This window comes from Bacillus sp. MM2020_4 (genome assembly GCF_011250555.1).
Classification (GTDB): Bacteria; Bacillota; Bacilli; order Bacillales; family Cytobacillaceae; genus Neobacillus.
In genome coordinates, this window is the sequence record NZ_JAANMZ010000035.1 from 36,310 (window position 1) to 48,372 (window position 12,063).

The following is a 12,063-nucleotide window of genomic DNA, read 5'->3' on the forward strand; positions in this document are numbered from 1 at the left end:
TCCCCCTCTATTTAATTGTTTTGTTTAATCCATACCATATGACATCAACTTTGTCTGATTTAGCTGCTACATCCTGATAGGCCCATCCCGTTACATCTCGCCATAGTCTATTTTCTTCTTTGACTGGTACAATTCCTTTTGTAATATCAGTCCCAATCACAATCAATTTTCGCTCTGCCCTTTCCTTTTCCCATGAAATCCACGCCTCTAAGCATCCGTTCCAAATTTCGCGACAACGGTCAGCATCATATTGCATCGTCAACTCCTTCAACCATACCTCTATTCCCTCAAGAACTACCTCAACAAGGTGGTTTTCTGGTATAGTGAAGGGCAGCGGAAAACTGTTATAGGCAGATAGCCATTGCTTTTCCTGGTTCCTATTATATTCCTTTTTTACCCATTTTCTCTTACCATTAAAGGCACCTCCAGTAATGAAGTGCATCGTCCATCCCCCTTTAAAGCTTCTTTCGAAAAAACAAGTTCAATCCCTTGATCATGCTGTGCTTGAAAGCACCAAAAGCCTTTCTCATCCGGTGCATATTTAGTTAAAAGATATCTAATCACACCGCCATGGGTGATGATCGCACAGCTCTTTAGCCGTTGAAGAAGGACAACGTCCATTATTCTTTTCCAGCCAGCCTGCACCCTGCTAGTAAACTCATGAAAAGATTCACCTCTAGGTGGACAGACACTCACAACGTCTGACAACCATTGACAATAGTGCTGGTCTTCCTTTAAATCGTCGTATGTCTTCCCTTCCCATTCACCGAAATTCATTTCCCGTAACTCTTTTACTTGATATGGAATACTTGTGGGAAATAATATTTTTGCCGTGCGGATACATCTTTGCAAATCACTAGAAAAATAGGATTCATAGTTCTTATTGGTCGACATTTTGGCAGATTCAACCGTTAATTCGGAATCATTCCATCCTAAATAAGCCTTTCGCTTATTTTCTTCTGTTACTCCATGACGAAATAATGCAATAACCACACGGTCATCCATAAGATTAACTCAGTCCCTTCCACAGAAGCTCCCAGCACATCTCCCGTTATTCCACCATACCATTTCACAGCATAACGGCGGCAAAAAAATAAACAACCAGTAGCGGTTAAAATCAACATGCTAATAAGAATGCCACCGTCAGACCAAAACAGGGCAAGAAACAGAAAGCCAATAAGATAAAAAGGATAGATCCATAATACCTGTGGTTTTGCTGCACTTTGAAATAATAAACCCAGACCTTCACTTTTTGCTGTTTTAACAGTTAATAATAGGACACCCATGTTACTTTTACTCAAAAACGGGATTCCAGCGATAAAGATGTATAGTAAGGGAGTAGGATTTAACGTACTCTCATAGATAAATAAAAATCGGCACGATAATAACACCATAACCGAAAGGACACCAAAAGCACCTGACCTTGGATCCTTCATGATTTCAAGTCTTTTCTCTACATTCTGGTAGGAAAAGTAAGCATCACTCGCATCCATCCAGCCATCTAGATGTATTCCTCCCGTTAGAAGTATCGTTGCCAGCCAAAGGATGAAGGCAGTAGCTAAATGAGAAAAAGGAGTAAATTGATGAACAGCAAAAAATAGACATGCATAAAAAACTCCTTGAAATAAACCAATTAGCGGAAAAGTCTGCACGGCTTTTCTCAGATGTTCTTGGTCCATTGGTAATTCCCGCGTAATGGGAATAGCCGTAAAAAATTGCAGGTTAATCATGAATCCTTTTAAAATTTCTTTCATCTTCCGCCCCATTGATGGATGATATCCTGAATAAGATCCCATTTAAGGTGACGTTTCATCTCCGCAGCAAGGCTCTCATATCTTTCATCTGCAGTAATTCTTTCAACCGTTACCTCTACTTCCTTTGACAACGAATCCTCAACCTCTATCATATGATTTTCAATAAATGGCAAGACACCTACTACAGGAATGCCTGTTTTTTCCTCCAGCCACTGAATCCCATCCTCGAATAATGTAAGATCCCCTTGGAATTTATTAATTATTAATCCCTTTACTCTTTGCCTCTCGACAGGGTTTAGCAGTTCGAGCGTTCCAACAATACTGGCAAAGACTCCGCCGCGATCAATATCAGCTACAAGCACTACTGGAACGTCCGCCATTTCTGCCACTCTCATATTGACCATTTCGCGATCGGTTAAATTTATTTCTACTGGACTGCCAGCCCCTTCAATCACTAACATCTCATATTCTGTTTCTAATTGGTCTAGTGATTCCTTAATTGCCTCCAAACCCTTTTCGTAAAAGTGTTCTCGGTAATCCCTTCCAGAAAGTAATTCTATCGATCTTCCGAAATAAATCACTTCAGATTTCTGGCTTGGAAGTGGCTTTAATACAATTGGATTCATCCATTCAGTTGCTATTAATCTGGCCGCTTCTGCTTGAATTCCTTGTGCTCTACTAATCTCTTTTCCGCCTGCTATAACGTAGGTGTAATTTGACATATTTTGCGATTTAAAGGGTGCGACTTTCACACCCTCGTTTGCTAATATCCGGCATAATGCCGTAACAATTAAACTTTTACCGACATCTGAAGCAGTACCTTGAATCATGATTCCTTTCATCGTTCCACTTCCTTCATTACGATGGGGATCCCAGCCTCCACTAATAGAGCCCGATCCGCTTCATTTACTAATGTTTGATGGATTTGTCCCAATAATCTTCCATATAAAAAAACAAGGTCAGTTCCGATTAGTGGCTCGTTTAAAACCTCATTACTTACAACAATTATGGCTTCTGCCCGCCTTTTTAGCGATAGAATTCCAGTAATAATCGAATCTTTGACAGATGTAAAAAAAGACTCGTCCCACCTTCTTTGGGTAGAAAATAATTCATTATTCAAAAGAGTTGTCACACAATCTACTAAAATGATATCACTCTCTACTACAGAATCGGACAGTGTTCCGATCTGAACGGGCTGCTCAATGGTTTGCCAACAATAGTTCCCAGCGGACCGATCGCCCTTGTGCCTGTCAATTCGTTGCTGCATTTCTTGATCTGATGGGACCCCCGTTGCCAGATAGGTTAATCGGCCGCCATTTTTACCAGCCATCTCGATTGCCAGTTTTTCAGCCATTTTGCTTTTTCCACTTCTAACACCGCCGGTAATGAAGATTAATGATGATTGTGCCAATCCGCCAACACCTCCATTAGTGAAGTATTTGCTTCCCTGCCTTTTATGGCAAATCGAAGCCATTTCCCCTCCAAACCGGGAAAATTAACGGTATGCCGTGGAATGACAGCCTTGTTAAGTAGAAATTCGAACAAAGGAAACTGATCATCCAACAGTGGATCCTTCAATAAATAGAAATTCACTTTGGATGAAGATACGACAAATCCGTGTTGTTTAAAAAAAGTAAACAACCTCTTCCGTTCTTCACAGATATATTCCCGTGTCAATTGAATAAAGGATTCATCTTGTAAACACAGTTCACCTGCCAACAATGCAAGAGTATTAATACTCCAATGTGCTTGCAGGGAGTTTAGTCTCTCTACAATCGCAGGCAGTGCGACTAAATATCCCAGTCGAATTCCAGGGATTGTAAACATTTTGGTCATTGAGCGAATAATAATTAAATTTGAACATGTATTTATGTATGGAATAAATGATTCATACTCTTCTAAGAAATCGAAAAATGCCTCATCTAAGATCACCAAGCATTTTTGCTGTTCACATTTCTCAATTAATGAAATAATCGTTGAACTTGGATACTGAATGCCTGTTGGATTATTTGGGTTACACAAGAACAATGCATCAGCAATTTCTATTTTTTTATGCAACTCATCAAGGTTTAAATCAAAATCTGGCTCCCTTAGTTGGTGATACACTACATCACAATTGTTTGCCTTGCAGGCATTTTCATATTCGGAAAAAGTTGGCTGGATCAACAACACCCTTTTTCCTGTGAGCAACCTCGCAATCAAGGAAATCAACTCTGCCCCGCCATTCCCAATTAATATTGATTGATCAGGAATACGTTCTTTCTGTGCAATTATCTTTTTTAATTTTATAGCATGCGGGTCTGGGTAAACAAAAATTTCCTGATAAAACTCCGGCCACTTCTCTTTCAATGAAGACGGTGGTCCAAGTGGGTTAATATTCGCGCTAAAATCAGTATAATCCACTGGGAGTGGCTGCCCCATTGCTTTATATAGGTATTGGGGATTAGAACCATGTGACGGCCAATTCAACAAGCATCCCTCCGATCGATAATAGTAATAAAAATAAGAAAACAGTTCTCCCTAAAATGTCATTCGCCTTTAAGATGTGATCGGCTTGAATAGGAGAATGAGCCTCTCCCATTTTTGCACGATTAGAAATCATTCCTTTGTAATAATTGATACCGCCCAATTGAATACCTAGAATAGCAGCCACTGCCGCCTCACCCCAGCCGCTGTTTGGGCTCGGGTGCTTTTTGGCATCACGAATTAAAATCGACCAGGCTTTGCGATGATCACTCCTGAATGGGAGTTTTCCTATTAGCATGATCATCCCCGTTAATCGACTCGGAATCCAGTTCATCACATCATCCCATTTAGCAGATGCCCAGCCGAACTCTTTGTATCTATCATTCAAATGCCCCACCATCGAATCACATGTATTGGTTGCCCGGTAGACCATTGCTAACGGGGCACCACCTATGAGTGCCCAGAACAAAGGGGCAGTCACACCATCACTTGTATTTTCAGCAACCGTCTCTATCGCCCCTCTTGCAATTTCACTTTCATCAAGGTCATTCGTATCGCGGCCCACAATATAAGAAAGTTTCTTTCTGGCTTCAATCAGATCCCCGGATTTTAATGGGTGGTAGACTTCAAGAGCCGCTTCCTTCAAGCTTTTTTGGGCTATGGTGGTAGATATAACTATACTTTCCACAGCGATTCCTACAAGGGGGTGAATCTTGTATCCTATTAAAACAACCATCAATACAATCGTGAAGACCAATAGTAAAACAAAAAGGAGCATGACTAGACCGTTCCATTTTTTAAACTCCCCGGAATTCCAACGCTTTTCAAGATGTGAAATCAATTTTCCAATCCACTTTACAGGATGCGGCCAATTGGGTGGATCACCTACAAACAAATCAAGGATAGAAGCAGTCAAAATGGCAATTAAGTGATAAAGAATCATTGGTGCTTCCTTTTTTGTGACTTTTGAATCGCCTCTGTTGTACATTGATACACAACTTTACTAATAAGCCTGCCTAAAGGGGTAATCGTTCCAGCAAACTCTAGCTCCTTCCCAAATTGGGTAGCCGCAATTAAAATACTATCCGTTGACGTTCCAGTCGCAATCGTTCCTGTGACCTTATCCATTACCTTTAAATCATGCATCGCTTTTACCTTTGCTTCCGTAGCAGTTATGATGCTTTGAATAAAGGCCTCCTCTGTTAATTCACCATTTACGAAAATCCATGTGTTAATCGTCCCTGGAAGTTGAATGAGGTCATGCCTTTCACTTTTTGAGGCATCAATTGCATTTCCAACCCCTGCTGTGACAACAACTAAAACCGAGATGTCGTCCTGTTTGACCCTTTGGTATGCAACATCCTCAAGGACCACAGCTGTCATCATCCCAACAGTCGCTGATGGTTCAAAGCCCTTATCCTTTAAAAAGGCCGCCATTTCCCTTCGATGGTCATCACAATTATAGTCCTTCCTGACGTGGCGATTAACAAATGTCTGATACCAGCCTGTTCCCGCCCCGACCACACCTGAAGACATGGTTCTTAACGGTGCAGGGGATTGCAATTTAATGAACTCATTTGAAACCAGTATCATTTCTTCAGTAATATCAAAGTTTTCCATTCTCCGTTCCACTTCCGGCAGTAACACCAATTGCGGCGCTGCCACCTTCGGATGGGGTTGTTTTTGAATCTTGGTATGGTAAACCTCTCTAATTCTATCTTCTCTTAAGACTTCATTCGGAATATGATTACTATTGATGGTTCCCTTTTCAAGCAGCAGCAATCGATCGCAATATAAACCAGCTAGATTTAAATCATGGAAGATCGAGATGACCGTTAACCCCTTCTCCATTGTCCAGTGTGTTAAAAGGTCAAGAAGTTCCTTCTGATAAGATAAATCCAAATGATTTGTTGGTTCATCTAATAGAAGAATTTCAGGTTCCTGGGCCAATGCTTGCGCAAGGAATACCCGTTGTTTTTCGCCACCAGATAACTCTTGAATGTTTTTTTGTTGAAATAACGATATTCCAGTTTGGTCCATTACTCGTTGAACAACATCCTCGTCCTCTTTGGTCCATGTTTGAAACCAGCCTTTTTGATGAGCATATCTACCAAGTGAAACGGTCTCTTTAACCGTGTAGGAAAACGATTGTGAAGAATGCTGCGAAAGCACAGCGACCATTTGTGCTAGCTGTTTGATTCCATATTCCTGAAGCCTTTTTCCATTTATGAAAATATCACCTTGTTTAAACGGTAAGATCCCACTAATCATTTTTAAAAGGGTCGTTTTTCCGCTTCCATTTGGGCCTAAAATCCCGAACAATTCCCCTCGTTTTACTTGAAATGAAATGTCCTTTAAAACGGATTCATCTGCATAACCACCCGAAACGTGTTGAACGCTAAGCATATTCTATCCACTTCTTTCCATCCGTTTTCTTTGGAGCAGAATCAGCGCAAAAACTGGTGCACCAATTAAAGCAGTAATAACCCCAATCGGTAATTCTGTTGGAGAAATAATGGTTCTGGACACGAGGTCAGCGAGAATTAAGAACCCACTTCCGATTAAAATGGATAGTGGAAGAAGGTAGCGATGATCGGGTCCCCATAACATTCTTGAAAGATGGGGTATAACTAATCCAACAAAACCAATCGTCCCTGATACAGCAACTGCTGCTCCCGTTAATATAGAACCAGCAGAAAGAATGATGAGCTTTCTTTTCTGGACATTAACACCTAAGTGCTGCGCACGCTCTTCCCCAAATGACATCGCATTTAATTCTTTTGCATTAAAAAGGAGGATCGCTGAACCCAAAATAAAAAACGGTAAGATGATTTTTATGTATTCCCAGCCCCTCATTGACACACTGCCCAGGAGCCAGCCAATAATTTGCCGTAACTCATCACCGGTTAAAGCGATCATAAGTGAAATAAATGCACCTAAAAAAGAGCTGAAAATAATTCCTGTTAAAATAATCGTCTCGACTCTCATTGATCGTTCAATTTTCCTGGCAAAGGCAAGAACAAGGAATATGGTAAAAAATGAAAATAGAATACTCAATAATGGCAATGTGAACATCCCAATAAAAGGGATGGATAAATGAAAGAACAATGTCAGTACAGCCCCAACGGAAGCACCGGATGAGACCCCTAATGTATATGGATCTGCTAATGGATTCCGTAACAGGCCTTGAAATGCCGCTCCCGCTATCGCAAGAGCCGCCCCAACAAGACCCGCTAATAGAACCCTAGGCAAGCGAATATTCAGCACAATACTTGTTTGCATTGAATCGATGACATCTAGTGATGGTAATCCAAAAAGCTTAGCCATCATAATGTGAATAATCGTTCCCATCGGAACCGAAACAGTTCCGATGGAGATTCCTAGAAGTATGGAAATGAACAGGAATAGTCCTGCCAGGGTAAAAGCCATATATGGATTATTTAAATACTTCTGGATAAACAGCCTTCGCAAGATCTTCTACTCCTTCAACAATTCGAGGGCCTGAACGTGTCACACGATCAGAATCTACATCGATTACTAGCTTATTTTTTACGGCATTGACATTTTCCCAGCCTTTTCTGCTTACTACTTGCTGGGCCGGTTTTTCCTTTTCATAGCCGCCATATGTAGTAATGATTACATCCGGATTACGTTTTATGATCTCTTCTTGATCAAGCTGGACCCAGCCCTCTTGATCGGCTGCTAGGTTTTCGGCATTGATCATCGTTAGCATTTCATTCATGAACGTATTATTCCCAGTTGTAAAAATTTCCGGTGCAGGTGAAACTTCAATAAATACCTTTTTCTTTTCTTTGATATCGTTCGCCTGTGCCTTAATTTCAGCCAACTTTTCCTTCATCACTTGAATAAGCTCGTCCGCTTTCTTCGATTCTCCAGTAGCTTTGCCAATCATACTGATGGAATCGTACACTTGGTCAAAATTTTGAGCATCGTTCACAACAAGAACTGCAATGCCGGCATCTTTTAACTGCTGCAGGCTAGCTTTAGAATTATCCGCTGTAGAGGCATGTGCTAATACTAAATTGGGTTGTAATGAAATAATTTTTTCAAGATTAACTTCCATACCGCCTATTTTCTCTTTTTTCTTAACCTCTTCAGGGTAATTATCAAAATCGGAAACACCAACTACTTCTTTTTCAAGCCCTAACGCGTAGGCAATTTCCGTATTACTTGGGATCAGTGAAACGATTTTTTCAGGTTTTTTTTCTAAGACTACCTCATTACTTTTAGCATCTTTAATCGTTACCGGAAAGGCAGCCTCTGTTTTATTTTCAACATTCGCCTTATTATCCTCTTTAACCTGCTCTTGCTTTTCTGCACAGCCTGCTAATACTCCTAATGTTAACAAGGCAATTAGCAATAGTGAATAAATCCTCTTCATATCATTTCCCTGCTTTCTGAATAATTAACTATCTAACAAAAAGATAAAATTGCTCGCCCCACACTAGACTCTACCTAAAACACAAAAAACATCCCCTTATTATAAGGGGATGCGGGTATGATTAGATTTAATTACTAACACAAAGTAAATATAGTCTAGTCTTCCACACCTCCTATCCTCGTAGGTTTTTGGCGCAAAGAAAAAGGCAGGTTTCCTGGCTCATGTTCATCGCTCCCTACGTCTTCCCATCCATTTGGACAGTGACATTCGATAGGTTGCTCCCATTTACAGTGGCGGGACCGCGTTGGTTTTTAACCAACTTCCCTTTTAAGCAAAAAGTCTATCTACTGACTTTTTTGCACCTTTTCCAAAATATTATTTTTTGTTTAAATCTATTATCATATAAAAAAAATCATTTGTATATATTTTTTTTCTATCCCTTATAGGCCTTTACCGGTAAATAAATTTCATAATGAAGATCGCCTATAGCGTTAGTCAATTTATTCTCTTCTTTAAAGATTTCCAGACTTAATGCAGAATAGTCCCTTTCATACCCATATTCGGCCATCCAAACAGACAGTTTCTGGTATGTTTTTTCAATGTCCTCATGACTGCCTTTATGGACAGTGAATACATAGTTTTTCCTAGGGATGGTAAAGCCAACCATGCCCTCTGGGATCTCATCAATTTTTTCAACTGGCTTTGTGACATAATAGGTAACCTCCGTTTCCCTGCTATGAAACGGTGCAATTAAAAACGGTTCTTTCGTCTGATAGGAAACCTCTTCCATCCGTTCCATCATTTTTTCAAATAAATTAGGGATTATTCCTAACTCAGAATATGTACCATTCCATGAAATACCAACCACTTTTATTTCTTCTCTCTCAACCACTTGGATACCCAAGCAAATCCCCCCTTTTTCTATCATCATATTTATATTATTCTAATAATATCCCTCAAATTCCTGCTAATATTATTCGACGAAATAAGAGAAATTTCTATTTTCAAATAGTTTTACACAATTAAGGAAGGTATTCCCAAGAAGCGGATACCTTCATTTCGTTATTTTAATATACTTTGTGGTATATCAAAGACATTCCATAAGAAGGTGGCATAGATTGCTGAAAGAATCCATGCTAAAAGAGGCTTCTTATAATGCACAGCTAGTACACAAAACATGACAAAACTAAAAAAAGTTGACCATCCCAAATTCCAGCCATTTTTGTGAACCATCGATCCTATTTTCAAATCAATGAATTCATTGATCGTATAAATCAATGTCCATACCAGAATATGTATGATCTTTTTCCATGTTGCCTTGGGCATATGTCCTAGGAAGATACTAATCGTAACAGGATATTTTATTAACATGATCAGGATGGCAATGTGAGTGTGTGTTGCCCAGTTTTTTTCGTTTCCCACAGGAACATATTCCCACATACTGTGCTTAAAAAATAAAAATTGATAGACGAGATCTCCCACCATTAAGAACAGGAAAGTAGGGTAAAAGGAATGCCAATTTTTCCAATCCCCCCATTTTAGTCCAGAAAAAATAAAAATGGCTCCATAGATAAGATTCAGACTCACTAGCAGTCTCCTTCACATTCTTCTTACCTTCATTATTTCCATTTAACTGTAAATTATTTACATATACATTTAGAAAAATGGCCGTTCTTCCAAAAATATGAAGTAATGGCCTGAGGAATTTTTATTTTTCTCCACAAAAAAAACAAACCCCATTACAGAGGGCACTGAAAAACCTTCGGTTTTTCAAGAATTTCTAAAGCCCAACACAAAAAAGACGACTTTAAAATTCATAAATTTGAATTTTAAGTCGTCTTTCTTTTTCAAAGGGACTATTTTGCCTCTATTTTTGATCTATTAATTTCAATATTCTTTTTAAATTCACAGTAAATATTGCCATAGCACCTTGTAATTCCATGCCAATTAGACCCGAGGATTTTGTAACATCGTACCCGTGTCTGTGTTTTAATTCGCTATTTTTAGCCTCTATTATATACCGTTCTTTGGACTTTTCTTTAAAATACTCACTTTCTTGACATTTTGCCTGTTCTGTATGCTCGTTTGATTTTATGCTTACGGAATATGATTTACTTTTAGCCCCTTCCTTATAACATCCTTCTTTAAAAGGACAGTGTTTACATTTTTCTATATCAAAATAGTACGTATGAACTTGATTTCTACCTTCACCTTTTTTGCCTTGTTTTGCTTTCCTAACTGCCATATGTCCAGCCTTACAGACATACATTCCAGCATCTTTGTTAAATTCAAATTCATCTTCTTTTGCACGGAAACCTTGAGTAACAGAAGGGTTTAATTTAGCTACCAATTTTATTTCATTTTTATTGGCATATTCGATATTTCCTTTTTCAGAATAAGCTGCATCGCCAATTACTGTTTCAACTTCTATTCCGGCTTGGATACTTTTATCAATTAATGTTTCTAATTGTTTTCCGTCATTCTTTTCCCCTGTAGTAACTGTTGCGGCTGTAATAATTCTTTCTTCGCTCATTGCAATGTGAGTCTTATAACCAAAAAACGATGAATCAGCAGTTTTATGCCCCACTTTTGCATCCTTATCTTCAGAGCTCTGCAAATGTTCGATATCGTCGGTAACTGTTTCTTTTAGAAGGTTTAACTGTTCCTTTACTTTCGGGTACTGGATAAGAGTTTCTTCCTTTTCAATTACGTCAATGAGTTTCTGGCAATATTCGATTTCATCTTCCAAAACATCGGTTGTATTTTTGTCGGGAAACTTACTTTTCATAGATTCATCTATCTGATAAATAGTTTTTCTTAGTTTTTTAGAACGGTCTGTAAGTATTTCTTTGGTGACATTTGGTTATATCGGGCTTTCGTATGTGTGGCATCCACGATAATGGATTTACTTTTGATGATTTCTTTCTCAATAGCAATTTCAACGGTTTTATTGATAAGCATGTCCAACAGGTTTATATCAATTAAACGAAGTTTTCTAAACTTGGTTAATGAGCTTGGGTTGATTACAGGCTCCTCCGGAGCCATATTAAGAAAATATTTAAAAGACATGTCATATTTAGAACGTTCAACAATATCAACATCAGAAAGGTCAAATATAGTCTTTAAAAATAAATATTTAAACATACGAATAGGATCGATAGAATTTCGACCATTATCTTGGCAATAATTATCTTTAAGTTCATCGTAAACAAAAGAGAAGTCCACCAAATTATTAAATCTGCGTAACAGATTATCCTCTGGAACAACTAAATCATAAATACCCATATATGGACTAAAAATCATTGATTGTTGATTTTGTATCATAATACCCACCCGTTAAAATTGATACTATAATTATACAGCAAAAAAGGTATAATTCCCTCAATGAATGAGGTATTATACCCTTTTTACATTTTTTAGGTGGACTTTTTCAGTGCCCTC

The 12,063-nt window shown here is 38.7% G+C and carries 12 protein-coding genes, 1 pseudogene and 1 riboswitch; all 13 genes and pseudogenes read right to left on the bottom strand.

Features of this window, described 5'->3' with window-relative positions; genetic code table 11:
• Window positions 1–7: 7 nt before the first annotated feature.
• Entirely contained in the window at window positions 8–442 is a 435-nt protein-coding gene (locus G6554_RS18610) for a bifunctional adenosylcobinamide kinase/adenosylcobinamide-phosphate guanylyltransferase (protein WP_166244581.1), read from the bottom strand.
• A complete protein-coding gene (locus G6554_RS18615) occupies window positions 394–1,005 on the bottom strand; it encodes a histidine phosphatase family protein (RefSeq protein ID WP_166244583.1) in 612 nt (203 codons plus the stop codon). The genes G6554_RS18610 and G6554_RS18615 overlap by 49 nt, the downstream gene beginning before the upstream one ends.
• The gene (gene cobS / locus G6554_RS18620) at window positions 963–1,754 is read right to left on the bottom strand and encodes an adenosylcobinamide-GDP ribazoletransferase (protein WP_166244586.1); all 792 of its coding nucleotides are present in this window, start codon (window positions 1,752–1,754) and stop codon (window positions 963–965) included. Before cobS ends, G6554_RS18615 begins: the two co-directional genes overlap by 43 nt.
• Window positions 1,751–2,596 carry a cobyric acid synthase gene (locus G6554_RS18625; RefSeq protein WP_166244588.1) on the bottom strand — a complete coding sequence of 282 codons (846 nt, stop codon included), beginning with the start codon at window positions 2,594–2,596 and terminating at the stop codon, window positions 1,751–1,753. The genes cobS and G6554_RS18625 overlap by 4 nt, the downstream gene beginning before the upstream one ends.
• Window positions 2,593–3,165 carry a bifunctional adenosylcobinamide kinase/adenosylcobinamide-phosphate guanylyltransferase gene (locus G6554_RS18630; RefSeq protein ID WP_166244590.1) on the bottom strand — a complete coding sequence of 191 codons (573 nt, stop codon included), beginning with the start codon at window positions 3,163–3,165 and terminating at the stop codon, window positions 2,593–2,595. Before G6554_RS18630 ends, G6554_RS18625 begins: the two co-directional genes overlap by 4 nt.
• Complete coding sequence (gene cobD / locus G6554_RS18635; RefSeq protein WP_166244592.1) at window positions 3,147–4,223, bottom strand: threonine-phosphate decarboxylase CobD; 1,077 nt, start codon at window positions 4,221–4,223, stop codon at window positions 3,147–3,149. The genes G6554_RS18630 and cobD overlap by 19 nt, the downstream gene beginning before the upstream one ends.
• On the bottom strand, window positions 4,198–5,163 hold the full coding sequence (cbiB, locus tag G6554_RS18640; protein WP_166244594.1) for an adenosylcobinamide-phosphate synthase CbiB: 966 nt from the start codon (window positions 5,161–5,163) through the stop codon (window positions 4,198–4,200). Before cbiB ends, cobD begins: the two co-directional genes overlap by 26 nt.
• Window positions 5,160–6,626 (bottom strand): adenosylcobinamide amidohydrolase, encoded by a 1,467-nt coding sequence (locus tag G6554_RS18645; protein ID WP_166244596.1) that lies wholly within the window; start codon window positions 6,624–6,626, stop codon window positions 5,160–5,162. The genes cbiB and G6554_RS18645 overlap by 4 nt, the downstream gene beginning before the upstream one ends.
• 3 nt (window positions 6,627–6,629) lie before the next feature.
• Window positions 6,630–7,691, bottom strand: a complete 1,062-nt coding sequence (locus G6554_RS18650; RefSeq protein WP_166244598.1) for a FecCD family ABC transporter permease — start codon at window positions 7,689–7,691, stop codon at window positions 6,630–6,632.
• Window positions 7,657–8,622, bottom strand: a complete 966-nt coding sequence (locus G6554_RS18655; protein ID WP_166244600.1) for an ABC transporter substrate-binding protein — start codon at window positions 8,620–8,622, stop codon at window positions 7,657–7,659. The genes G6554_RS18650 and G6554_RS18655 overlap by 35 nt, the downstream gene beginning before the upstream one ends.
• 187 nt (window positions 8,623–8,809) lie before the next feature.
• A riboswitch (cobalamin riboswitch) is annotated at window positions 8,810–9,003 on the bottom strand.
• A gap of 52 nt (window positions 9,004–9,055) precedes the next feature.
• Window positions 9,056–9,526 carry a GyrI-like domain-containing protein gene (locus tag G6554_RS18660; protein WP_166244602.1) on the bottom strand — a complete coding sequence of 157 codons (471 nt, stop codon included), beginning with the start codon at window positions 9,524–9,526 and terminating at the stop codon, window positions 9,056–9,058.
• Between the two features lie 158 nt (window positions 9,527–9,684).
• On the bottom strand, window positions 9,685–10,209 hold the full coding sequence (locus tag G6554_RS18665) for a CBO0543 family protein (RefSeq protein WP_166244604.1): 525 nt from the start codon (window positions 10,207–10,209) through the stop codon (window positions 9,685–9,687).
• A gap of 280 nt (window positions 10,210–10,489) precedes the next feature.
• Window positions 10,490–11,946: pseudogene (locus tag G6554_RS18670) on the bottom strand (IS1182 family transposase).
• Between the last annotated feature and the right edge of the window lie 117 nt (window positions 11,947–12,063).